The 24767-nt window shown below is 74.1% G+C and carries 16 protein-coding genes and 1 riboswitch; of the genes, 9 read left to right on the plus strand and 7 right to left on the minus strand.

What is annotated here, in order from left to right:
* The first annotated feature begins 129 nt into the window (after positions 1-129).
* The 3 genes from ACZ7HT_RS36435 to ACZ7HT_RS36445 all read left to right on the plus strand — a co-directional run bounded on the left by ACZ7HT_RS36435 (position 130) and on the right by ACZ7HT_RS36445 (position 3829).
* Positions 130-1341, plus strand: coding sequence for a PP2C family protein-serine/threonine phosphatase (locus tag ACZ7HT_RS36435; protein ID WP_471173990.1), 1212 nt, complete (start codon positions 130-132; stop codon positions 1339-1341).
* A gap of 212 nt (positions 1342-1553) precedes the next feature.
* A riboswitch (cyclic di-AMP (ydaO/yuaA leader) is annotated at positions 1554-1700 on the plus strand.
* 11 nt (positions 1701-1711) lie between these two features.
* Positions 1712-2836 (plus strand): M23 family metallopeptidase, encoded by a 1125-nt coding sequence (locus ACZ7HT_RS36440; RefSeq protein WP_471173992.1) that lies wholly within the window; start codon positions 1712-1714, stop codon positions 2834-2836.
* A gap of 45 nt (positions 2837-2881) precedes the next feature.
* Positions 2882-3829 carry an aldo/keto reductase gene (locus ACZ7HT_RS36445; RefSeq protein WP_471173993.1) on the plus strand — a complete coding sequence of 316 codons (948 nt, stop codon included), beginning with the start codon at positions 2882-2884 and terminating at the stop codon, positions 3827-3829.
* On the opposite strand, the gene ACZ7HT_RS36450 is transcribed toward ACZ7HT_RS36445, so the two are convergent.
* From ACZ7HT_RS36450 to ACZ7HT_RS36465, 4 genes are all read right to left on the minus strand, one after another.
* Positions 3830-5134, minus strand: coding sequence for a PrsW family intramembrane metalloprotease (locus tag ACZ7HT_RS36450; RefSeq protein ID WP_471173995.1), 1305 nt, complete (start codon positions 5132-5134; stop codon positions 3830-3832). It lies immediately after the preceding gene.
* Positions 5135-5190: 56 nt separating this feature from the next.
* Positions 5191-5910, minus strand: a complete 720-nt coding sequence (gene trmB, locus ACZ7HT_RS36455; RefSeq protein ID WP_471174010.1) for a tRNA (guanosine(46)-N7)-methyltransferase TrmB — start codon at positions 5908-5910, stop codon at positions 5191-5193.
* Between the two features lie 290 nt (positions 5911-6200).
* Complete coding sequence (lhgO, locus tag ACZ7HT_RS36460; protein WP_471173997.1) at positions 6201-7385, minus strand: L-2-hydroxyglutarate oxidase; 1185 nt, start codon at positions 7383-7385, stop codon at positions 6201-6203.
* A 184-nt stretch (positions 7386-7569) separates the two neighbouring features.
* Positions 7570-9015 (minus strand): MFS transporter, encoded by a 1446-nt coding sequence (locus tag ACZ7HT_RS36465; RefSeq protein ID WP_471173999.1) that lies wholly within the window; start codon positions 9013-9015, stop codon positions 7570-7572.
* A 561-nt stretch (positions 9016-9576) separates the two neighbouring features.
* On the opposite strand from ACZ7HT_RS36465, the gene ACZ7HT_RS36470 reads away from it, so the two are divergent.
* From ACZ7HT_RS36470 to ACZ7HT_RS36480, 3 genes are all read left to right on the plus strand, one after another.
* Positions 9577-11769 (plus strand): asparagine synthase-related protein, encoded by a 2193-nt coding sequence (locus ACZ7HT_RS36470; RefSeq protein WP_471174011.1) that lies wholly within the window; start codon positions 9577-9579, stop codon positions 11767-11769.
* A 123-nt stretch (positions 11770-11892) separates the two neighbouring features.
* On the plus strand, positions 11893-12489 hold the full coding sequence (locus ACZ7HT_RS36475) for a Uma2 family endonuclease (protein ID WP_471174012.1): 597 nt from the start codon (positions 11893-11895) through the stop codon (positions 12487-12489).
* A gap of 58 nt (positions 12490-12547) precedes the next feature.
* Complete coding sequence (locus tag ACZ7HT_RS36480) at positions 12548-15760, plus strand: ATP-binding protein (RefSeq protein ID WP_471174001.1); 3213 nt, start codon at positions 12548-12550, stop codon at positions 15758-15760.
* Here ACZ7HT_RS36480 and ACZ7HT_RS36485 read toward each other — a convergent pair.
* Both ACZ7HT_RS36485 and ACZ7HT_RS36490 read right to left on the minus strand, forming a co-directional pair.
* On the minus strand, positions 15747-17936 hold the full coding sequence (locus ACZ7HT_RS36485; protein ID WP_471174004.1) for a sigma-70 family RNA polymerase sigma factor: 2190 nt from the start codon (positions 17934-17936) through the stop codon (positions 15747-15749). The two genes, ACZ7HT_RS36480 and ACZ7HT_RS36485, sit on opposite strands and share 14 nt — an antisense overlap.
* A 207-nt stretch (positions 17937-18143) precedes the next feature.
* Entirely contained in the window at positions 18144-18929 is a 786-nt protein-coding gene (locus tag ACZ7HT_RS36490) for a TetR/AcrR family transcriptional regulator (RefSeq protein ID WP_471174006.1), read from the minus strand.
* Between the two features lie 355 nt (positions 18930-19284).
* On the opposite strand from ACZ7HT_RS36490, the gene ACZ7HT_RS36495 reads away from it, so the two are divergent.
* Complete coding sequence (locus ACZ7HT_RS36495) at positions 19285-20649, plus strand: NAD(P)/FAD-dependent oxidoreductase (RefSeq protein ID WP_471174007.1); 1365 nt, start codon at positions 19285-19287, stop codon at positions 20647-20649.
* Positions 20650-20755: 106 nt separating this feature from the next.
* Complete coding sequence (locus ACZ7HT_RS36500) at positions 20756-22396, plus strand: ATP-binding SpoIIE family protein phosphatase (RefSeq protein WP_471174008.1); 1641 nt, start codon at positions 20756-20758, stop codon at positions 22394-22396.
* A 6-nt stretch (positions 22397-22402) separates the two neighbouring features.
* On the opposite strand, the gene ACZ7HT_RS36505 is transcribed toward ACZ7HT_RS36500, so the two are convergent.
* Positions 22403-23671: an MFS transporter gene (locus ACZ7HT_RS36505; protein ID WP_471174009.1), complete on the minus strand. Its 1269-nt coding sequence runs from the start codon at positions 23669-23671 to the stop codon at positions 22403-22405.
* A gap of 154 nt (positions 23672-23825) precedes the next feature.
* Between ACZ7HT_RS36505 and ACZ7HT_RS36510 the strand changes: the two genes are divergently transcribed.
* Positions 23826-24371 (plus strand): MarR family winged helix-turn-helix transcriptional regulator, encoded by a 546-nt coding sequence (locus tag ACZ7HT_RS36510; protein WP_376591797.1) that lies wholly within the window; start codon positions 23826-23828, stop codon positions 24369-24371.
* The last annotated feature ends 396 nt before the right edge of the window (positions 24372-24767 follow it).

A 24767-nucleotide genomic window follows, 5' to 3' on the forward strand; every position in this document is an offset into this window, starting at 1 on the left:
TTTTCTCTTTTTGCTCCTGTCCTGGCCATCCCCCCCCCCCCCCCCCCCCCCCCCCCCCCCCCCCCCCCCCCCCCCCCCCCCCCCCCCCCCCCCCCCCCCCCCCCCCCGGACCCGGGCAGGAGAGCACAGGTGGGGCACCCCCTAGGAGCGGCGGGCGGAGGGCGGCGGGGCGGTGAGGGCCGGCCCGAGTACAGCGGCGCCCGGCGGTTCATCCGCGCGCTGCCCCCGCTGATCATCGTGGGCGGTGTCGTCTTCGACCTGCTGACACCGCCCGAGTACACGGCGTCGCCGCTCTTCTCCGCCGCCCCGCTGGTCGCCGCCCCCTTCTCCTCCTTCCTGACGACCCTGCTCACCGGGATCGCCGCGGTCCTCGCCTCGATCGGGCTGCACGCCTACAACGGCACCGTCGACGAGGTCGCGGCCCTCACCGAGACCCTGACGGTGTTCACCGTCTCCGCGCTCGCCCTCCTCATCAACCGGGTCGTGCGCCGCAGCGGTGAGCGGCTCGCCTCGGCGCGGGTCATCGCGGAGACCGCGCAGAAGGCGGTGCTGCCGACGCCCGACGAGCGGATCGGCGGGCTGCAGTGCGCGGCGCGGTACGAGGCGGCGCAGGCCGACGCGTTCATCGGCGGCGACCTGTTCGCCGTCCAGGACACCCCGCACGGGGTACGCCTTGTCGTCGGGGACGTCCGGGGCAAGGGGATGGACGCGGTCGAGGCGGTCGCCGTCGTGATCGGGTCGTTCCGGGAGGCGGCCGAGCAGGAGCGGAACCTGGAGGGGGTGGCGCGGCGACTCGAACGGGCCCTGGCCCGGGAGGGCACCCGCCGGCACGGGCTCGACGCCTTCGAGGGGTTCACCACGGCCGTGCTCGCGGAGATCCCGCGCGGCGACGGGAGCGGGACCTTCGACGGTTTCGTACGGGTCGTCAACCGCGGTCATCCGCCGCCGCTGATGCTGCACGCGGACGGGCGGCTCGACACCCTGGAGCCGGTCGAGGCGGCGCTGCCGCTCGGCATGGGCGACCTGGCGGCGTGGCCGGACCGGGCGGAGGCGCGGCCGTTCCCGGCGGGTGCGACGCTGCTCTTCTACACGGACGGCCTCTCGGAGGCGCGGGACGCGCGGGGCGTCTTCTACGATCCGGCGGCGCGTCTCGCCGGGCGGATCTTCCCGGGACCCGAGGAGCTGCTCGACGCGCTCGTGGACGACGTACGGCTGCACACGGGCGGCGGGTCGACGGACGACATGGCGCTGCTCGCGGTGAGCCGCCCCGCGACGGGGCAGCCGGAGCGGCGCCGGACGATGCCGGTGGTGCCGCCGGGCGGATCCGGTCACCGGGCGTAGTCGAGGGGTGTCACTGAGATAACAATTGACATAACGTCAGATCGCAAGGGTTTCCCCTCCCCTCCCTTACGCCTTTCTGAAGGGGTCTCAACTCGGGTGATACGCCCCCAATTCAATGAATGATCAAGGGGAACGGCTTGGAATCGGGACCTCCTGTCTATTAACGTTCGATAACGCAGCGCGGTCGTCCCAGCCGTCGCAAGAGGCGGCACCGTGCGCACGCGCCGAATCCTGAAAAGGAACCGGGGAACCACCACTTGGGGTGAATCGGGCACCTTCGTCCCGTACGGAGGGGCCCGTAGGAGACCTTCCTGCTCCGAACCCGTCAGCTAACCCGGTAGGCGAGAAGGAAGGAAAGGAGCGCGCCCCCGTGGCGTCCAACACCCCCGCACCCGAAGCCCCCTTCGATGCTTTCGGTGGCGGTGCTGGTCCCTCCGCCCCCGACACCGAGTGGAACCCCACCGAGGGCTCCCTCCGCGCGGAGAGCCGCTCCGGCGGCCGGCACCGGGTCGTCAAGCAGCGCTCCAACTTCGCCCGCTCCTCCACCGTCCTCGGCGTCGGTGTCATCGCGGCCGTCGGCGCGGGCGGCCTCGCCACCGCGCAGGAGAAGCCCCCGGTGGCCATATCGCTGCCGGACCTCCCGGACCTGAACCTGCCGGACCCGCACGACCTCCCCGGCGTCGGCGACCTCCTCCCCGGCGAGGACAGCGCGACCGTCAGCGCGGACCGCGCCAACCCGAACCCGCTCACCGCCGCGAGCTACACCACCGCGGACGACCAGGCGACCGGACAGGCCGAGCAGACCACCGCCGCCATGCCCGCCGCCGGCGAGGCCCTGCGCGCCCGCATCCTCCAGCAGGCCGAGCAGCAGCAGGCCTCCGCCGACGCCGCCGAGCTCGCCGCCGCGGAGAAGGCGGCCGCCGAGAAGGCCGCCGCCGAGGCCGCGGCCAAGGCGACCGCCGCGGAGAAGGCCGCCGCCGAGGCGAAGGCGAAGGCCGAGGCGGAAGCCAAGGCGAAGGCCGAAGCCGAGGCCAAGGCGAAGGCGGAGGCGGCAGCCAAGGCGGCCGAGGCCGAGCGCCTCGCCAAGCTCGCCGCCAGCTACTCGCTGCCGGTCTCCTCGTACACCCTCACCGCCACCTACATGCAGTCCGGCTCGATGTGGTCCTCCGGCTACCACACCGGCCTCGACTTCGCCGCCCCCACCGGCACCCCGCTCAAGGCCGTCCACAACGCGACGGTCAAGTCGGCGGGCTGGTCCGGCTCCTACGGCTACCGCGTCGTCCTGGAGATGGAGGACGGCACCGAGATCTGGTACTGCCACATGTCGTCCATGACGGTCAGCGCCGGCCAGACCGTGTCCACCGGCGAGACCATCGGCCGCGTCGGCGCCACCGGCAACGTCACGGGCCCCCACCTCCACATGGAGGTCCACACCCCCGGCGGCGACGGCATCGACCCGATGGCCTGGCTCCAGTCCAAGGGCATCAACCCCTGACGCTCCGCACGGAATAGGCCCAGCGGCGGGAGTGGTTGATCAGATATGGCTTCTCTCCGCCCGCTGGGCTCCTCCGACCTGCACGTCTTCCCCGTGGCCCTCGGCGGCAACGTCTTCGGCTGGACCGCCGACGAGGCGGAATCCTTCGCCGTCCTCGACGCCTACGCCGCCGCCGGCGGCAACTTCATCGACTCCGCCGACGTCTACTCCGCCTGGGCCGAGGGCAACGAGGGCGGCGAGTCCGAGACCGTCATAGGCCGCTGGCTCGCCTCCCGGGGCAACCGCTCCGACATCGTCGTCGCCACCAAGGTGGGCGCCCACCCCCGCTTCAAGGGCCTCTCCGCCCCCACCGTCAAGGCCGCCGCCGAGGAGTCGCTGCGCCGCCTCGGCACCGACCACATCGACCTCTACTACACGCACTTCGACGACGAGTCCGTCCCCGTCGAGGAGATCGTCACCGCCCTCGACCAGCTGGTGAAGGACGGCAAGGTGCGCGCCGTCGCCGCCTCCAACATCTCCCCGGAGCGGCTGCGGGCCTCCCTCGACTTCGCCGAGGCCGAGGGCCTCACCCGGTACGTCGCCCTCCAGCCGCACTACAACCTGGTCTCCCGCGACACCTACGAGGGCCCGCTCCTGGAGACCGTCGAGAAGGCCGGGCTCTCCGCCGTCCCGTACTACGGTCTCGCCGCCGGCTTCCTCACCGGCAAGTACCGTCCGGGCGCCGACGTCGACAGTGTCCGCTCCGCGGGCGCCGCCAAGCACCTGGACACCGAGCGGGGCCAGGCCGTGCTCTCCGCGCTCGACACGGTCGCCGCGGCGCACGAGACCGAGCTCGCCACCGTCGCCCTCGCCTGGCTCGCCGCCCGGCCGACGGTCGCCGCGCCGATCGCCTCGGCGCGCACGGTCGCACAGCTCCCGGCCCTCGTCGCGGCGGCGGACCTGACGCTGACCGAGGCCGAGCTGACCCTCCTCACCGAGGCCTCGGCCGCGTAGCTAGCTCCGGTACGGGTTGTAGCCGTCGTAGTCCAGGTACTGCGGCGGCGCCCAGGCCCGGCCCGTCGCCCGGGCCGCGTACGTCAGCGCGGGGGAGGCCACCGCCCGGCGCTGCCACAGGTGGTGGAGGAGCTCCTGCTCCCGGGCCGGGAAATCGGGCCCGGCCGTGCCGCGCCGGGCCCGGTCCCGCAGGAACGCCAGGGTCGTCGCGAAGGACTCGTACTCGCCGACCGCCCGCGCGGCCGGCGGGCCGTACGTCCGGGCGGCGAACGCGCGGGCCATCTGCCGGGCCCGCATCGAGGACAGCGCGAGCGGCTCGGTGGGCGCGAGCCAGCCGGCCGCCGCGTACGCCGGGAGCTCCCCGGATATCGTGCGCAGCTCGCGCTGCCGGCTCCACACCGCCAGCCAGGTGAGCAGCCCGAACGCCGGAACCATCAGCGCCGCGTACACCAGGTAGAAGGCCAGCGGGCCGCCGAAGGTCGCCGAGCCGTTCCAGGCGGAGTGCAGGCTCATGGCGAGCAGCAGCCCGGCCAGCGGCGGCAGCACCCGGCGCAGCCGCTTCCCGCGCGGCGCGAGGGCCGCGAAGCCGAAGCCGATGCCGGTGAGCACGGTGAACAGCGGATGCGCGAACGGCGACATCACGACCCGTACGAAGAAGGTTCCGGCGGTCACCATGCCGATGCCGGACCCGGAATCCTGGTCCTCGCCGAAGGCGTTCCCGAGGTAGAGGATGTTCTCGGTGAAGGCGAAGCCGGTCGCGGTGAAACCGGCGACCACGACCCCGTCGACAAGCCCGCCGAAGTCCCGCCGCCGGAAGAGGAAGAGCAACAGGACCGCGGCGGCCTTCGCGCTCTCCTCCACCACCGGGGCGACGAGGGTGGCCCCGAGGGTGTCGGCGGAGTCCGGATCGGCCGTTGCCGTGGCGATCCAGCGGACCGCGAAGGAGTTCGCCAGGATCGCGACGAGCGCGGCGGCGAAGGCGCCCCAGGCGAAGGCGAACAGCATGTTCTTCCAGGGGCCGGGCTCCACCCGGTCGAGCCAGCGGAACGCCGACATCAGCAGCGGTACGGGAAGCACGGCCAGGCCCAGACCGACGAGGAAGCCCTGCGTGCCGGTCTGCTCGCGCACCAGCGCGAGGATCACCAGGGCGCACAGCGCGAGCAGCGTCACGACGGCGACCGCGCGGACCAGCCGGCTGCGCCAGAAGGCCCGGCGCGGCCGGTAGCGCCACTGCGAGCGGTCCGCGGCGGCGGGGAAGTCCGGCTCCTCGGTGTCGCGGTGCGGGACGGGAACGGAGTTCGACACGTGAGCGACCCTAACGACCGTCACCGACACCGGTCGACGGAGTAAGCCGCTCCCCGTCACTTCCGCCGGAAGAGGAGGTCGTGCACGAGGTGGCCCTTGTCGAGACCCTGGCCCTCGAAGCGGGTGAGGGGCCGGAAGTCGGGGCGGGGCGCGTAGCCGCCGTCGGCCTGCGTGTTCTCGTAGTCCGGATGCGCGGAGAGGACCTCCAGCATCTGCACGGCGTACTCCTCCCAGTCCGTGGCGCAGTGCAGCACGGCGCCCGGCTTCATCCGGGGCGCGAGGAGGCTGAGGAACTCGGGCTGGATCAGCCGGCGCTTGTGGTGGCGGGCCTTGGGCCACGGGTCCGGGAAGTAGACCCGGCAGCCGTCGAGGGCCGCGTCGCCGAGCATCTCGCGGAGCAGGATGACCGCGTCGCCGTTGGCGACGCGGACGTTGGTCAGTCCGTTCCGGTCGGCGAGCCCGAGCAGGTTGCCCTGGCCGGGCGTGTGCACGTCCACGGCGAGGATTCCGGTGCCGGGGTCGGCGGCGGCCATCTGGGCGGTGGCCTCGCCCATGCCGAAGCCGATCTCCAGGACGACGGGCAGCCCGTCGAACATCTCTTCGAGATCGAGGGCCTGCTTGCCGTCGATGTCGAGCCCCCAGTCGGGCCACCGCTTCAGCATGGCCTCGGCCTGCCCGTACGTGACACGGCTGCGGCGCGGCTGGAAGCTGCGGATCCGCCGCTCGTGATGGGCCCCGGCGGGATCGGGCATGGGCCCCTCGCCGGGGGCGAACATCCGACTGCCCCGACGCGCGGCGGGCTGACCGGGTTCGGCGACAGGATGCTGGGTGTTCTCGATCTGCTCAGACACAATGCGACCAAGTCTACGGCGGGCTCCGTTGTGGGCATGCGTTCCGCCGGGGCGATGGGGGTCCCCCCTGCTCGAGCGAAGCCGAGAGCTTGGGGGAGGGTGGGCACAACGGAACGGCGCCCCTGCCGGCGCCAGAGGCTTCCGCGCCCTGACCTGCACCCCAGCGAGACGACGGCCCACACGGGGGCGGGCGTGGGCACCGACCACAACGGGGGTTACAGCCGCGCCAAGGCGCGGGTCGCCACTTCCCGTCCGATCGGCAGGGACGCCGTCGCCGCCGGCGAAGGCGCGTTCAGGACGTGGACCGTCCGCGGTGCCTCGCGGATCAGGAAGTCGTCGACCAGCGTCCCGTCCCGCAGCACCGCCTGCGCCCGCACCCCCGGCGCGGCCCGGCGCAGGTCGGACTCCTCGACGATCGGCAGCATCCGCCGCACCGCCTCCGTGAAGGCCCGCTTCGAGAGCGACCGGCGCAGCTCGCCCGCTCCGTACCGCCAGTGCGCGCGGGCGATCGCCCAGGAGCCGGGCCAGGACAGGGTGGCCCCGAGCTCGCGCGGGCGGACCACGGACCAGCCGTACCCCTCCTTCGCGAGCGCCGGGACCGCGTTCGGCCCGATGTGGACGCCGCCGTCGATGCCCCGGGTGAGGTGCACGCCGAGGAAGGGGAAGGCGGGGTCCGGGACCGGGTAGACCAGGCCCCGGACCAGCGACGGGTCCGCGAGCTCGTAGTACTCCCCCCGGAAGGGGACGATCCGCATGCCCGGGTCGTCGCCCGCGAGCCGGGCGATCCGGTCGCAGTGCAGCCCCGCGCAGTTCACCAGGACCTTCGCCCGCACCACACGCCCGTCGGCGGTCCGCACGGCCACCCCGAACGGCCGCCGGTCGACGACGGTGACCTCCGCGCCGTACAGGATCCGGGCCCCGGAGGCCTCGGCGAGCCGCTCGGACACGGCCCCGTAGTCGCAGATGCCGGTCGTGCCGACGTGGATCGCGGCGAGTCCCCGCACCCGCGGCTCGTACTCGCTGATCTGCGAGGGGCCGAGCTCGCGCACCGGGATGCCGTTCTCCCTGCCGCGCTGCACGAGCGCGTGCAGCCGGGGCAGCTCCTCGCGCTCGGTGGCGACGACGAGCTTCCCCGTCACCTCGTGCGGAATGCCCCACTCCGCGCAGAACTTGACCATCTCGGCCGCGCCCTGGACCGCGAACCGCGCCTTGAGCGAGCCCGGACGGTAGTAGATCCCGCTGTGGATCACCCCGCTGTTGCGCCCGGTCTGGTGGCGCGCGAGGGCGTGCTCCTTCTCCAGGACCGTGACCCGGGTGCCGGGGGCGGCGCGCGTCAGGGCGTACGCCGTCGACAGACCGACGATCCCGCCGCCGATCACCAGCACGTCACAGTCAAACACCAGCGCCACCTCCCACCACCGATAGTGCACTGGCCCACTGACAACGCGGCTAAACGCCCACGGTGTGGGACGCGCGTCACTCCGGCGCGCGGCCCGGCACCCGGGGCGTGTCTCACGTCGGCGCGCGGCGGCGCACCCGGGGCGCGTCTCACGTCCGCGCGCGGCCGCGCACCCGGTGCGCGTCTCACGCCGGAGCGACCAGCAGCGGCCGCGCCCGCTCGCGCAGTTCCATGACGCGCGGCTCGTGCCCGTACGGTTCGAGCCGGTGCAGCAGATCCCGTACGTACTCGGTCGTCCGCGCCGAGGAGATCCGGCCCGCCACCTCCACCGCGCGCGTGCCCGCCGCGCAGGCCGCGTCCAGGTTGCCCGACTCCAGCTCGGCGACGGCGGAGACGACGAGCCGCAGCCCGTGCGAGCGGACGAACTCCTCCGTCGGCCGGGACAGCGCCTGCTCGGTGAAGCGCCGCACCTCGCCCGGCATCCGCAGGTCCCGGTAGCACTCGGCGGCGTCGGCGCAGAACCGGTCGTACGAGTAGAAGCCGAGCCAGGTCGGGTCGGCGTCGCCCGCCCGGGAGCGCTCCAGCCAGCCCTCGGCGGACTTGAGCGCGGCCGCGGCGGCGGCCCCGTCGCCGGCCTTGGCGTGCGCGCGGGCCTCGACGAGCCGGAAGAAGGACATGGTGCGGGCGGTGGCCAGCCCCCGGTTCCGTTCGAGCGCGGCCTGGGCGAGGTCGACGCCCTCGTCGGCGAAGCCCCGGTAGGTGGCCTGGAGGGACATGGAGGCGAGGACGTACCCGCCGAGGGGCACGTCGGCGGCCGCGCGGGCGAGCCGCAGGGCCTGGATGTAGTACCGCTGGGCCGCCTCCTGCTGCCCGGTGTCGAAGGCCATCCAGCCGGCGAGCCGGGTGAGCTCGGCCGTCGCGCCGAACAGGTTCCGGCCGACCTCGTCCGAGTACGAGCCGAGCAGCAGCGGCGCCGCGTCCACGCGTAAGCACTCGGGCACCATCGAGGAACGCCAGTCCCCGCCGCCGTACTTGGAGTCCCAGCGGCGGGCGTCCTCGGCGGCCTCGCGGAGCTTGGCGACGTCGCTGTGGCCCACGCGCACGTGCTCGCCGGCCGGCACGCCCGCCGCGGCGCCGGTGCTCGGGCGTGGGGCCTGGCGCTCGACCGACGGGTCGGCCGGGGTTATCAGCCAGCGGGACGTGGGCGTCGCGTACGCGCTGACCGCGAAGGACCCGGCGAGCGACTGCCAGATGCCGCCCCCGCCGGCCCGCCGGCCGGCGAGATCCAGCCGGTACAGGTCGGTGGCCGAGCGGACCGCCTCGCCCACGTCGCGCGGGAAGGCGAGCCCGACCTCGGGCGCCGGGTCGGCGTCCGCGAGCCCGATCTCGTGCAGCGGCACGGGCCGGCCCAGCTTCTGCCCGATCGCGGCGGCGATCAGGTGCGGGGCGGCGCCCTGCGGCACCATGCCCTTGGACACCCACCGGGCGACCGAGGTCTTGTCGTATCGAAGCGTCAGACCCCGCTGTGCACCGAGGTCGTTGACGCGCCGGGCGAGCCCGGCGTTGCTGATTCCCGCGAGGGCGAGAACCGTGCCGAGCTTTTCGTTCGGCCCGCGTTGCTCCCTGGACATCACGCCACCCCTCGACAACCCAGACGGCCGCCACGACGCCGGGCATAGGCGTGCGGCATTCGTAAACACAGCGTAGTTCGCCGCATCCCCACCGTTAAGGGGCGGTGTTCCGTATGGCGAGATTGTTGTGTGAACGTGCGACGAACACCTTCGGCGCGACGGCTCGTGCTCCCGCCGTGTGGCCGTGCGCCCGGCCGTGCGCTCTCGTCCGGCCGGCGGGGGAGCGCTTCCATGAGTTCCGCGTGGGTCGGCCTGCTCGGCCGGGAACGGTGTCCCGGACCGGTGGGCTGGGGGACACCGCCGCCCCATTCCCCGCGGGCGGCGGACGGCACCGGGAGGCGGGAGCGCCTCCCGGGCTGCCGGTGTCCGGCGAGCCGCCGACCGCCGCTCCAAACCTCCGACGGGCATCGATATTTGGCCGAATGACGCCGGTGCGCTGTCGATCATCAACTGGCCCATGCCAGGGGCGCATTCGGCTTTCGCGCGCGTGCACCCGGACCCCGCCCCGTGCGCCGTTGTCGTGGCAGCATGTCCTCCACCGAAACGGATGTGGAGGCGCCGATGCGATGGCTGGTGGGCTGGAGCAGTGTCGCGGCGAGCTTCGCAACGACCGCGGGAGGCCGCGCGGGGCCGGCGCACGGCGCGTACGCCTCCGGCTCTCCGTACGACCCCGGATACGACCCGGGATACGCCCCCGGCCCCGACCGCGCCGCCGAGGGGCGCACGGTGCAACCCGTGGGCGCACAGCTCCTGTGGGGCGACCCCGACCCGCTCTGGGCGGTCGGCGACTGGCGCCCCGACGAGGTGCGCGTGATCGCCGTCGACGACCACACCCGCCTCGCCGTCCTCGGCTGCTGCGCCGCGAGCGACGAGGAGCTGCGGATCGGCCTGCTCACCGCGCGCGGAGGTGCGCTGCGGCACCTGACCGCCTGGCCCGGCAGCTACACCGCCGTCGTGAAGACCGGCCGCCGCGTCACCGTCACCGGTGACCTCGCGGGCGCCCGCCCGGTGTTCCACACCCCGTGGGCGGGCGGCACCGCGTACGCCACCGCCGCCCTGCCGCTCGCCGACCTCGTCGAGGCCCAGCTCGACATCGGCCACCTCGCCGCCCTGCTCGCCTGCCCCGAGACCCCGGAGGCGCTGCGCGACTCCACCCCGTACGAGGGGGTGCGGCGGGTGCCGCCGGGACACGCGCTGATCCTGCGGGAGGGCTCGCGCGAGATCACCGGCTACGAGCAGGTGGCCTCGCTCGCCGTCGCCGCGCCCGAGGCCGACCCCCGGCAGGCCGTCGAAGGGGTACGGGACGCCCTCGTCGAGGCCGTACGGGCCCGGCTCACCGCCCCCCGGCACGCGCCCGAGACCCCGCTCCCCGACCCGGGCCCGGTCCCCGGCATGGGCCCGGCCGACCGGCGCGCCGCCCGGGGCGCGGGCCCGGCGCCCGGCATCGGCGCCGACCTGTCCGGCGGCAGCGCCTCCGGCACGCTCGCGCTGCTCGCGGCGGGCCTCCCGGGGGTGCCGGGCACGGTCAGCGGGCACGGCACGGGCGCGGGGGAGCGGCTGCTCGCCGTCACGTTCAACGACCTGGCGACGCGGGCCGGCGCGCGCCGCACGGCGGAGCTGGAGCGGGCCCGGGCGATCGCGGCCGACCCGCGGCTGCACCACGTCGTCGTCGCGGGCGGCGAGGAGGCCCTGCCGTACGCCGCTCTGGACGGCCCGCTCACGGACGAGCCGGGGCCCGCCCTCGTCACGGCGGAACGCCACCGCAGACGCCTCGCCGGCGGCAGCGCCGACCACTTCACCGGCATGGGCGCCAAGCAGGTCCTGGACGCGCACCCGGCGCGCCTCGCCGACCTCCTGATGGACCGCAGGCGCCGCTCCCTGGTGCGTCCGGTGACGGCGCTCGCGAAGGCCTCGGGGCCCTCGGCGGGCTCGCTGCTCGTCCCCCTGACGGTGTACCGGGCGGCGCGGAAGCTGGCCCGTACCCCGTACCGGACGGGTCTGGAGGCGGCGGCCCGGCGGGTCCTTGAGGCGAACCGCACGGCCCCGGACGGCTTCGGCCCCCTGGAGGCCTCGCTCTCCGCCCTCGCCTGGTCGCGGCCGGGCCCGGCGGCGCGCTGGCTGACGGGCGAGGCCCTGGCCGAAGTATCGGTTCGCCTGAACCGGGCGGCGACCCTCCCGGCCGCCGTCCAGCGGCCCGGCGAGGCACGCGCGCGTGCCGCCCTCGCGCGCGCGGCGGCCGACCACCGGGTCCTGGAACAGGCCGCGGAGATCCGGGGCCAGCGCCTGCACGCCCCCTTCCTCGACAACCAGGTCGTCCGGGCCTGCCGCGACCTCCCCGAATCGCTCCGGGTCCAGCCGGACGCCCGCGCCGGGGTCCTGCGCACGGTCCTGTCCGGCGCCGGCGTCCACGACGTCCCCGCCGGCTGGGGCGCCCCCCACCCGGCCGTCCCGGCCGCCGCCACGCGCGCGGGCCTGCGCGCCGCGCTCCCGCAGCTCCTCGCCCTCTTCGACGCCCCGCTGCTCGCGGACGCGGGCCTGATCGAGGCCCGGGTCGTCCGCAAGGCCCTGCGCGCGGCGGCCGACGGCGCCCCCGTCCCCCTCGACGGCCTCGCGGACCTGGTCTCCACCGAACTCTGGCTCCACCGCCTCCTGTCCCGCCGAGGCTCCTGCTGGACCGACACCACGACCCCCCGCCCCCACCGAGCGGCCCAGGGGCCCCTGATCCCACCATCGAGGAGATCACTGCCGGCCTGAGGCTGCGCCGAACGGGCGAGACGTCACAGCACGCTCGTTCGAGTGAACGCGCGCCGGACTTCGACCCGATGCCGGACCTAAGCTGAAACCGTCGCACCCGAGCGAAGGAGGTCAGCTATGGCTATGCCGTTGCCGGTCCCGGAGGACGCGCACTCCGAGGTCTTGCCCGACCGAGAGGGCGCGAGTCCCCAGGAGACCTTCGAGCTGTTCAGTGCGCTGGCTCCCAAGGGCTGGCGCGTGGAGCTGATCGAAGGGGAGATCTACGTGGTGCCTCCGGCCAATGGCGAGCACGAGAAAATCGTGACCGAGATGGTGGAACAGGTCATTGCCCACCGCGTCGACAAGGAACTGCGCAACTCCACGGGTATCGGCCTGCGCCTCCCCGGAGTCACCGGCACCGTGCGCGTCATCCCGGACCTCGTCATTGCTCCCAAGGACAGCTTCGACGACCAGCAGGAGTGGCACGCTCCCGACCCCGTGCTCCTCGTCGCCGAGGTGACCTCCTCCTCCACCGCGAGCCGCGACCGCGTCCAGAAGATCCGGGCCTATGCCCGGGCCGGTATCCCGGTGTATCTGATGATCGACCGCGAGGCCGGCGAGGCCGTCGTCTGCTCCGAGCCCGCCGGGGACGACTTCGCCCACAAGGCCATCCACAAGCTGGGGGCAGTCGTCCCCCTCCCCCACCCCCTCGGCTTCGACCTGGACACCGGCGCCTTCTAGGGGACCCACCGGGGTAAACCCCGAGGCGTACGCCCCGCACGACCGCCACAATGGGTCGGTGCGGTATCTCATCCTCGGCACCACCGAGGCCCTCCGGCCCGACGGCAGCCCGCTTCCCCTCGGTGGGGCGCGGCTGCGCGCGCTGCTCGCCGCGCTCGCGCTGCGCGGCGGACGGGCCGTCTCCGCCGGCGAGCTCGCCGACGACGTGTACGGGGACGATCCGCCGCAGGACGCACCCGCCGCCCTCCAGGCCCTCGTCGGCCGGCTCCGCAGGATCCTCGGCCGGGAGGCCGTCGCCTCCACCCCCGGCCCCGGTTACCGGCTCGCCGCAGGACCCGACGACATCGACCTGTACGTGTTCCAGCGCCGGGTCAGGGACGGCGCCGCCCGCCTCGACGCCGGCGACCCCGACACCGCCGCCGCCCTCCTCCGCGAGGCCCTCGGCCTCTTCCGGGGCCCCGCCCTCGCCGATCTGCCCGACCCGGCGGGCGTCCGGCCCGAGGCGCAGCGGCTCGCTGCGCTCCGCCGGCGCGTCGAGGCCGATCTGCGCCGGGGCGCCACCGACGGACTCGTACCGGAGCTGACCGAGCTCATCACCACGCACCCGTACGACGAGGCCTTCCACGCCCAGCTCATCCGCGCCCTGCGGGCCGAGGGCCGGCACGCCGACGCCCTCACCGCGTACGAGTCGGCCCGCCGCACCCTTGCGGACGCCCTCGGTGCCGACCCCGGCCCCGAACTCACCGCCCTCCACCGGGAACTCCTCGCCGGAGCCGTCCCGCCCCCGCCCCCGCCCGCGACCGCCCCGGAGACGCCCGAGGCGGGCAACATCCGGGCCCGCCTCACCTCCTTCGTCGGGCGCGAGCCCGAACTCGCCGCGCTCGACGGCGACCTGACCCGCTCCCGGCTCGTCACGCTCACCGGACCCGGCGGTTCCGGCAAGACGCGGCTCGCCGAGGAGGCCGCGCTCCGCGCCGTGGGACCCGCCGCCTGGATCGCCGAACTCGCCCCGCTCGACGACCCCGACGCCCTCCCCGGCGCCGTCCTCTCCGCCCTCCGCCTCCGCGAGATCAACCTCACCCGCGACGGCGTCCCGCTCCAGGACGACCCCACCGCCCACCTCGTCGAGCACCTGGCCGGCCGCCCGCTGCTCCTGGTCCTCGACAACTGCGAGCACGTCATCGACGCGGCCGCCGCCCTCGCCGAGACCCTCCTCACCCACTGCCCGCACCTGCGCATCCTCGCCACCAGCCGGGAACCCCTCGGCGTCCCCGGCGAGTCGGTCCGCCCCGTCGAGCCCCTCCCGCCCGACCCCGCCCACCGCCTCTTCGCCGAGCGGGCCCGCACCGTGCGCCCCTCCTTCGACCTCGCCCGGGACGGCGGCGAGGCCGTCGACGAGATCTGCCGCCGCCTCGACGGGCTGCCGCTCGCCATCGAACTGGCCGCCGCCCGGCTGCGCCTCCTCACCCCGCGTCAGATAGCCGACCGCCTCGACGACCGGTTCCTCCTCCTCACGTCCGGCTCGCGGACCGTCCTGCCCCGCCAGCAGACCCTCCGCGCCGTCGTCGACTGGTCCTGGGACCTCCTCGACCCGGCCGAGCGGGCACTGCTCCGCCAGGTGTCGGTCTTCGCCGGAGGCTGGGACCTGGCCGCCGCCGAGGCCCTCTCCCCGGGCGCCGCCGACGCCCTCGGGGCCCTGGTCGACAAGTCCCTCGTCGTCGCCACCCCCACCGAGAGCGGCGTGATGCGCTACCGGCTCCTGGAGACCATCCACGAGTACGCGACCGAGCGCGCCGCCGAGACCCCCGAGCTGCTCGCCGCCGCCGAGGCCGCCCACACCGCCCACTTCACGGCCCTCGCCGAGACCGCCGAGCCCCGGCTCCGCTCGGCCGAGCAGCTCCCCTGGATCGACCGGCTCGAGGGCGACCTCGACAACATCCGCGCCGCCTTCCACCGCACCCTCGTCGCGGCCCCCGACGAGACCGCCGCCCTCCGGCTCGTCTTCGCCATGGGCTGGTTCTGGTGGCTGCGGAACTACCGCCCCGAGGGCCTGACCTGGGTCGAGCGCGCGCTCGCCCTCGGCGAGGACCCGTCCGACCCCGCCGACCCCCGCCACTGGCCCCGCATGCACCTGCGCATGCTGCACTTCTTCCTCGCGGTCGAGAGCAGCTCGATGGGCGACTTCCAGGACCCCGAGACCCTCGCGCTCGTCAAGCGCGTGCGCGACGCGTTCGGCGAGGAGCCCGGCCCCGAGTCGGCCCGCTTCCCCGGCCTGCTCTGGCCGTTCACCGCGGTCCTCACCGAGGAGCCGGCCGTGATCCGCGCCCTCCTCGACACCGCCGTCGACACCTGCCGCCGTCACGGCGGCGACTGGGAGCTCGGCGTCAGCCTCATGTTCCGGACGCACATGATCGTCGACATGCCCGGTGGCATGCCCGGCGTGGACGAGGCCCTTGCCGAACTCCGCGAGCTCGCCCGCCGCGTCGGCGACCGCTGGATGGGGGCCCAGATCGCGAGCGCGGCCGGCGAGGCGCACACGATGCGCGGCCGGCACGAGGAGGCGGGCGAGGCGTACGAGGAGGCCCTCGGGCTCGCCCGCCAGGTCGGCGCGCACGCCGAGGCCCCGTTCCTCCTCGCCCGCCTCGCCGAACTGTCCTACCGCACCGGCGACGTGGAGACCGCCGAGCGGACCCTCGACGAGGCCGCGCGGGAGGCCGATCGCCACCACGTACGGGACACCCAGGCGTACGTCTGCTTCCTCCGCGCCGCCTTCGCCCTGGACCGCCGCGACATTCCGGAGGCCCGCGCCCAGCTGGAGGAGGCGGGTCGTACGCTCTCGATCGGCACCCCGCCGCCGCACTTCGAGGCGGCGGTGACGGGAATCGCCGCCCGCGTCGAGGCGTACGAGGGCAGGGGCGCGGCCGCCGTCGCCACGGCCGTCGGCGCGCTCCGCACCGCGCGGGACGCGCAGTGCGCGGACTTCATCACCAACGGCCTGACGGAAGGCCTCGCCATCACCCTCGCCGAGGCGGGGGAGACCGAGCTCGCCGTACGGGTCATGGCCGCCGCCGACGGCTGGCGCCGGGACATGCCCCGTTCGGTCCCCGAGCTGCGGGACAGCGAGTCGCTGACCGCCCGGGGGCTCGCCGAACTCGGCGCGTCCGGCCTCGCCGCCGCACGCGCCGCCGGTTCAGAGCTCGGCCTGGACGAGGTCCTCGCCCTCGCCGAGCCCGTCGCCGTGCGGGCGGACGCGACCGTCAGGAGCAGCTGATCCGGGACTCCGCCCAGTCGGCGACCGCGGCCCGGCCGAACGGCGTGTGGTCCTCCACCACGAGCCGGATCGTGGCGAGCCCCGTGAGGTCGACGCGCACCGGGAGCGGCGGGTCGCCCGCCCGGACGACCTGGGAGCGCCAGAGCCGCCGCCCGTCCCCGTAGACGGAGAAGCGGACGCCGCCGACGCCGAGCTGGGCGCTCAGGTCGTCGATGCCGACGGTCGCGTCGTACCGCGCGCACTGCCGGTTGAGGTCGATGAGCAGCGAGGACGGCGCGTGGACACTGACCCCGTGCGCGTACGTGGTGCCGTTGATGGCCACGTTGTCGCGCTGCCACATCCAACTGCTGTCCGAGAGGGACACCTCGGGCTTGGTGCCGTCGCCGAGGACCCCGTACTGCAGCTCGTTGACCTGGTAGACGGCCGGCGGCGCGGGCTTGGGCTTCGGCTTGGGAGGCGGCGTCGGCTTCGGCGCGGGCTTGGGCGTCGGCTTCGGGGCGGGCGGCGGCGTCGGCCTGGGCGTGGGCTTCGGCGTCGGCTTGGGGCGGGGCTTCGGGGGAGGCGGCGGCGCCGGGGGCTCGGAGGTGACGGGCGGGGCCGGCGGCGCGGGCTTCGGCTTCGGGGGCGGCGGCGCGGGCTCCGGCGCGACCGGGGTGACGACCGGCTGGGCGGGCTTGGGCGCGGCCACGGGCTGCTGCGGGTCCCCGGCCATGGCCCAGACGAGCCCGGCGGCCGCGGCGACCGCTATGGCCGCCGCGATCCCGGCCTTCGCGGGCGCGCCGAGCCCCTCGGCGGCCGCGGCACCGCCCGAGGCGGCGCCCCCGGAGGACCCGGTGGCGGCGGCCGCCGCGCCCGCACCGGCCGCGGCGGCGGTGCCGCCGGCGACGACACCGGCGGCCTTGAGCGAGTACCCGGCGGCGAACCAGCCGATGACGGCGACCGGCAGGAGCGCGGGGATCCCGGCGTTCACATGGGCCAGCTCGCCGGCGGCGAGCCGGCACTTGGCGCATTCGTCCAGGTGCTTGCGCAGGCCGCGCTCGGCCCGCATCCGCAGTCCGCCGCGCGCGTAGGCGCCGAGCCGGTCCGCGTAGCGGGCGCAGTCGCCGCCAGCGGTCAGGGACTGGCTGACGTGCGCCTGGAGGTAGGCCTGCTTGAGGCCTTCGCGGGCCCGGCTGGCGAGCACGGCGGTGGCGTTGGCGGTCAGTCCGAAGAGCGGGGCGACCTCGCTGGGCGACTCCTCCTCGACGGTGGTGTGCCACAGGACGGCCTGCCAGCGCTCGGGCAGCGAGCGGAAGGCCTGCATGGCGAGGGACTGCTCGGCCTCGTGCATGGCGCGGACGTCGGCGCCGAGGTCCATGCCCGCTCCGAAGGGCACAGTCTGGTCGGAGACCTCGGAGGAGCGGGCGGCGTCGGCGGCGAACACGGCGAAGTCCTCGACGAGGTGCTCGCGCTTCTGGGTCCTGGCCCAGTTCGCGGCGACCCGCCGGACGGTGGTCATGAGATAGGCGCGCACGGCCTGTTCGGGCCCGGCCCCGCCGCGCACGGCCTGGAGGGTGCGGGCGAAGACCTCGGCGGTGAGGTCGTCGGCGGTGTGCGCGTCGCGGCAGCAGGTCCTGGCGTACCGGCGGACGGCGTCGGAGTGGCGGCGGAACAGCTCCTCGTACGCGGTGCCGTCGCCGTCCCGCATGAGCTGGACGAGCTCGGCGTCGGAGGGCGGCAGTTCACGCGGCGGCGGGAGTACGGTGTCGGGCTCGTCGGCCTCGGAGTCGCCGCCGACGACCCCGCTGTCGGAGGCGTCGAACGGGAAGGCGTCGAACGCGGAAGCCCCGCTGTCGGAGGCGTCGAACGGGGAAGCCCCGCTCTGAGAGGCGTCGAACGCGGAGGCCCCGTCCGAGGGGGCCCCGTCCGAGGAGGCCCCGCCCGCGACGGCGCCCGCGTCGGCCGGTCTCGCGTCGCCGGGTCTGGCCCCGGCGGGCTTGCCCTCGCGCTGCTGCGGCACGCTCGCGTCGAGCGGCTCGGCGTGCGGCTCGGCGTGCGGCCCGGCGGGTGCTCCCGGCACTCCGGCCGCTCCCGACGAGCCCAGCGGCCCGCCCTGACTCGGCACCTGCCGGGAGGAAGGGTCCCCGGTCTCCGCGCCACCGCCGCCCAGCGGCTCGTCCCGACTGTCACCGCTCATTCGCGGAAGCCCCCGTACGCACGCTCGGACCGAATACCGGCCAAGCCTGCCACAGAGCGCGGGCACGCCGAAGCGCCGCGTCCACTTACCACTCGTCCGGGGCGAGTTCCCGTATCCGGGCGTAACCGCTCACACGTTCGTGTAAGGCTCTTTGGTCCGCCCGGACCACGAGGAACACCTGCCCCGGTGACAACAGCAGAACGGGTCCTACCGGGAGCGCAGGCCCTCAAGCAGGATGTCGAGGAGCCGGGCCGAGGCCGCCGCCTGCTGCACCGCGTCCGGCAGGGCCGGCGCGGCGGTGGCGATGACGAGGAGGACGTCCGCCACGGTCACGTCCGTCCGCAGCTCACCCGCCTCACGCGCCCGGTCGACCAGCCGGCCCACGACCTCCAGGAGCTCCGAGGCCCCCGCGTCGTCCCGCTCGCCGGCGGGCACCTGGCGCGGCGCGACCACCCGCGCGTCGCCCGGCTCGGCGACACCCCGCTGGTACGGCACCCGGGCCGCGTCGTCCGCGTCGTCCGCGACGAGCGGCGCACCGGACTCGTCCACGCCCACCCGCAGCACCTGCGGGGGCAGGAGGCGACCCGCACCCGAGGCCACCGAGGTCCGCAGGAACCGGGAGAGCGCCGACCACGGCTCGTCCTCCTGGCCCAGCGCGGCCCGCGCCTGCTCGGTCAGCCGGGAGGTCTCCTCCTCGGCTATCCGCCGCACCAGCACGTCCTTGCTGGGGAAACGGCGGTAGACGGTGCCGACGCCGACCCTGGCGCGGCGCGCCACGTCCTCCATCGGAGCCCCGTAGCCGAGCTCGCCGAACACCTCGCGGGCGGCCCGCAGCACGTGCTCCAGATTGCGCTGGGCGTCCACCCGCAGCGGCGCGGACCTGCTGCCCGCCGCCGACGTGCCGTTGCGCGGCTCGGCCGTCCCCGGGGCATGCCCGTCGACGACGGTCACCGTCCCGGCGCCCGACTGCCACCGCGAATCCTGAATCTGCATAAGCGTTCCCCCGCTCATGATGTCTCCCCCCGGAGACTCCCCGCCCTGACACGGGGCCTCCGGCGGACGAGCGCTTCGGTCCACGCGCGCTCGGATCCGACACCCCGATGAAGTACGAACATAGTTGAGTCGGAGTCAATTCAGAAGGGGGAGTTCCGTACGGTGCGCCCCCCGATCGGAGCAAGGCCCGGAAGACTCCCGATTCCGACCCCTCTCCGAACCGGTTCCACCCACCCTGACCTGCGCCGATTCCGCCACTCGCGCACCAAGCGCCACCCCGCGCCTCCGTACCCCTCCGGTCACACAATTTGCCGAGCCTGTGGACAAACCACGGACGGGGGTGCGTCATGGGACAGTGACCGAACCTGCGCGCATTCTCGTGGTCGGCGGTGGCTACGTCGGCATGTACACCGCGCTGCGCCTCCAGCGGCAGCTCAGTGCGGAGCTCAGAGCCGGCACGGCCGAGATCGTGGTGGTCACCCCCGAGCCGTACATGACGTACCAGCCGTTCCTCCCGGAGGCCGCGGCCGGCTCCATCTCCCCGCGCCACGTCGTCGTGCCGCTCCGCCGGGTCCTCGACCGCTGCCGCGTCGTCATCGGCGAGGTCCGCTCCGTCGACCACGCCAAGCGCACCGCGACCCTCATCACCCTCGCCACCGAGGAGGAGGGCACCGGCAGCGTCGAGATGACGTACGACGAGCTGGTCATCGCGCCCGGCTCGGTCTCCCGCACTCTCCCGGTCCCCGGCCTCGCCGACCACGGCATCGGCTTCAAGACCGTCGAGGAGGCCATCGGCCTGCGCAACCACGTCATCGAGCAGATGGACATCGCCTCCTCCACCCGCGACCCCGCGATCCGCGACGCCGCCCTCACCTTCGTCTTCGTCGGCGGCGGCTACGCGGGCGTGGAGGCCCTCGCGGAGCTGGAGGACATGGCCCGCTACACCGCGCGGTACTACCACAACGTCAAGCCCGAGGATCTGCGCTGGGTCCTCGTCGAGGCCTCCGACCGGATCCTCCCCGAGGTCGGCGAGGACATGGGCCGGTACGCGATCCGCGAGCTGCGCGGCCGGAACATCGACGTGCGCCTGGAGACCCGCCTGGAGTCCTGCGAGGACCGGGTCGCCGTCCTCAGCGACGGCACCCGCCTGCCCACCCGTACGGTCGTCTGGACCGCCGGCGTGAAGCCCGCGCCCGTCCTCGCCGCCACCGACCTGCCGCTGAACGAGCGCGGTAGGCTCCGCTGCACCGCGCAGCTCGCCGTCGACGGCGCCGAGCACGCCTGGGCGGCCGGCGACGCCGCCGCCGTCCCCGACGTGACGGCGGAGGAACCCGGCAAGGAGTGCGCGCCCAACGCCCAGCACGCCGTTCGCCAGGCCAAGGTCCTCGCCGAGAACATCGCGGCCTCCCTGCGCGGGCAGCCGCTCAAGGAGTACGCGCACGCGTACGTGGGATCCGTCGCCTCCCTCGGCCTCCACAAGGGGGTCGCCCACGTCTACGGACGCAAGCTCAAGGGATATCCGGCCTGGTTCATGCACCGCGCCTACCACCTCAGCCGGGTCCCGACCTTCAACCGCAAGGCCCGGGTCCTCGCCGAATGGACCCTGTCCGGCCTGTTCAAACGGGAGATCGTCTCCCTCGGCTCCCTGGAACACCCCAGGGCCGAGTTCGAACTCGCCGCGGCTCCACCCCCCGGCGACGGCGACAAGCCGCAGTCCTGACATCACTGTCAGTGCACTCGTCCACACTGGACGTGTGACCATAGGTGGGCTCACACCTGCACAGCGTGACTCTGCACGGCACCGACACCACGAGGCATACAGATCCGTGAACTTCACCCGTTGGAGCGCCCGGCTCCCCGGCACGCAGCGCCGCGCGGCGCGGGGGACCGAAGGCTCCGTGCCCGCCGCCCGCGGTGAGTACGGTCAGCAGTTGGAGCCGCTCGCCGACAGCGCCGCCGAGGCCGCCGACGTCCCCGCCCTGGAGGACTTCTCCGTACGGGAGCTGCTCGGCCGACTCCCCGGCCTCGTCGCCCTCGCGTACGGCCCGGAGCACCGCATCGCGTACGTGAACGACGCGTACGCCGCCGCGTTCGGCCCCCGCGCCGGCGGCGCCACCGTCGCCGACACCTGCCCGGAGGCCGAGGAGCTCGGCCTGCTGCCGCTCATGGACCAGGTGCTGCGCAGCGGCAAGCCCCGCACGGTCAAGTCCCGCAAGACCAAGGACGGCGGCTCGTACACGGTCACGTGCCTGCCCGTCGACAGCCCCCGACTCGACGGCGGCGGCGTCCTCGTCCACGCCGCCGACGTCACCGACCACGCCGAGGCCGCCGAGCGGCTCCGGGCCAGCGAGCGCCGGCACCGCGAGACCGCCGTCACCCTCCAGCGCTCCCTGCTCCCGCAGGAGCTGGAGCAGCCCGACGACCTGCGGATCGCCGCCACCTACCAGCCGGGCGTGGCGGACGCGGCCGTCGGCGGCGACTGGTACGACGTGATCACCCTCGGCGCGGGCCGCACCGCGCTCGTCATCGGCGACGTCATGGGCCGCGGCGTGCGCGCAGCCGCCGTCATGGGCCAGCTCCGCACCGCCGTCCGGGCCTACGCGCGCCTGGACCTGCCCCCGCACGAGGTCCTCCAGCTCCTCGACGGCCTCGCCGCCGAGATCGACGCCAGCCAGATCGCCACCTGTGTGTACGCGATCCACGACCCCAACGAGGGCAAGCTGGTGTACGCCTCCGCCGGCCACCTCCCGATCCTCGTACGGGACGAGGACGGCACCGTCCGCCGCGCCGAGGACCCGACCGGCCCACCCCTTGGCACCGGCGGCTGGCTGCACGCCTCGGGCTCCATCGCCCTGCCGCCCGGCTCCACCGCCGTCCTCTACACGGACGGTCTCGTGGAGCGCCGCCGCGAGGACATCGACGAAGGCGTCGCAGCCCTGGCCCGCGCCCTGTCCGGAGCCGACGGCACCCCGCAGGTGGTCTGCGACCGGCTGCTGCGCGCCCTCGGGGTGACCGCCGAGCACGACGACGACGTCGCCGTCCTGGTCGTCCAGCACCCCTCCCGCAAGGGCGCGGACGCCGAGCTCTTCCACAACGCCGCCCTGGAACTGCTCGGCGGCGTGGAGGCCGCGCCCCGCGCGCGTGCCTTCGCCTCCGGCGTCCTCTCCTCCTGGCGGTTCCCGGTCGAGCTGCGCGACCTGGGCGTCCTCGCCACCAGCGAGCTCGTGGCGAACTCCCTCCAGCACGGCACCCCGCCCATGCGCCTGCGCCTGCGGCGTACCGACCGGCGCCTGATCATCGAGGTCACGGACGGCGACGACCACCTGCCGCGCCGCCGCCGGGCGGAAACGGAGGACGAGGCGGGTCGCGGTATCTCGATCATCGCGACGATCGCCTCGTCCTGGGGAAGCCGCCGCACACCCGGCGGCGGCAAAGCGGTGTGGTGCGAGTTCGCCCTGCCGGACTGATCCGGTCTAGGCGGCAGCGGTCTCGCGGACCGGCTCGTGCCGCGCGACCACCTTCGACGTCTTCACCGCCAGCGAAGGCTGGTCCTGCTCGGGGGTGAGCTGCCGGCCGAGCCGGACCGCAAGGAACGTGATCCCGAGCGAGAAGAGCACGAAGGTCACGATGTACGGCCCGTGCAGCGCGGCCCCCATGGGCCCGCCCACGGCCGGACCGACGGCCAGCGCCAGCTGCTTCACCAGGGCGAAGGCCGAGTTGTACGACCCGACCATCGACTCCGGCGCCAGATCGGCCACCAGCGGGGCCACGGTCGGCGACAGCATCGCCTCACCGAGCCCGAACAGGGCGTACGTGGACACGAAGGCCGCCGTCGCCATGGCCTGGCTGCCGTGCCCGAGGCCCGCGTACCCGGCGACCATCCAGGCCACGGCCCAGATCAGACCCACGGCCGCGATCACCCGGGTGCGCTTCCGGCGCTCGACGAACCGCAGCACCACGAACTGGGCGAGCACGATCACCGCCGTGTTCGCGGCGAGGGCGATCCCGAGCGTCGACGGCTGGATGCCGGCGGCCTCCGTGCCGTACGCCGCGAGACCCGACTCGAACTGCCCGTAGCAGGCGAAGAACAGCACGAAGCCGAGGACGCACAGCTGCACCATCGCCTTGTGCCCGAGCAGCGCCCGGACACCGCCACCCTTGCCGCCCTCGGACGGACGGGTGCTCTGCAGCGCGGGGGAGCCCGGCATCCGGACGGTCCCGACGACCGCGGCGAGCACCAGGAACATCGCCGCCTCGATCGAGAACAGCAGGATGAAGCTGCCCGGCCGGCTCGTGTCGACGAGCAGACCGCCGATCAGACCACCGATACCGAGCCCGAGGTTCTGCAGGAAGAACTGCATCGCGAAGGCCCGCGTACGGCCGGCGGGCGCCGAGCACCAGACGATCATCGTGGCGAGGGCCGGCTGGAGCACGGCCGTACCGGCACCCAGCAGCGCCGCGGCCCCCACGGCCGCCGGGACGCCGGACGCGAAGCCCATCGCCACCGCGCCCACGGCCGCGAGCACCGAGGCCACCAGGAGGACCGGCACGGGCCCGCGCCGGTCGATGGCCCGCCCGCTGAACGGCAGCACCACCAGTGCGGCCATGGCGAAGACGGCCAGCACGATGCCCGCCGTCGACGCGCCCAGATCCCGCACCTGCGCCACGTACACATAGAGGTACGGAACGGTGAAGCCGAGTCCGAACGCGCTCAGCGCGCTGCCTGCCTGGATGCGGCGCATCGCTGCGCCCCTCGCCTTGGTCACACTCACCCACTTCGGTCACGGGCTCAGAGCTGTACGTCTGAACCTTGAAGACTTCAACGCTAAAGTTAACGTCTTAACAGTACACACCGAAGGACTTCAACGCCAACCAAGCCCGTGGGATACTCGCCGCATGTCCGACACCGCTCCCCAGGAGCCGAGCCTCGACGAGCAGATCGCCGCGTATCAGCGCGAGTACCGCGACCTCGACCCGCAGGTGGAGAAGGTCGTCTCCGCCCTCGGCCGGCTGAACCGCCGGATGAACGTGGCGTACGGCCGCCAGCTCTCCGACCTCGGCATCAGCAACGCGGAGTGGGAGGTCCTCAAGACCCTCGTGCTCGCCGGCGCCCCCTATCGCCTCGGCCCCGGCGAGCTGGCCAAGCGCCTCGGCCTCACCCCGGCCGCGATGACCCACCGCATCGACCGCATGGCGGGCGAGGGCCTGGTCACCCGCGACCGGGACGAGAACAACCGGGTCCGCGTGATCGTCGAGCTGACGGACGAAGGCCGTACGAAGTGGCTGGAGGCCATGCGCATGGCCACCGACTTCGAGGAGGAGCTCCTCCAGGACCTGAGCTCGGAGGAGAGGGGCGTCCTGGGCGACGCGCTGATCCGCCTGCTCCGCCGTGTGGAGCTCACCCAGCCGGACGCCGGCGGCCGCCTGACGGACCTCGACTGACCCATCCGGCGGGGCACGGCCGAGGGTTGACACGCCCCTCCTGGATGCGTAGTGTTCTCCGAGTTGTCACGGAGCCGGAACGGTTCTTCGACAACCACTCCCGCCGCAGATGCGGCACCTCTTACTCAGCACTGAATCCCCACCGGGACGAATTTTGGCATGCCGAAATTCATTTCGAATGACTCGATTATGAGTCGCCGGGGAGACCCGCTAGAGTTTGAGACGTCGGAACGGCCCAACAGCCGGAAAGACAAACCCCGCTGACTGGGAATCAGACGCCGAAAGGATCTGATAGAGTCGGAACCGCCGGAAGGGCCCGGAGCGAAAGCGAAAGGGACCGGAAAGCACCGAGGAAATCGGATCGGAAAGATCTGATAGAGTCGGAAACGAAGGAAG

The organism is Streptomyces sp. NPDC037410 (assembly GCF_055602235.1).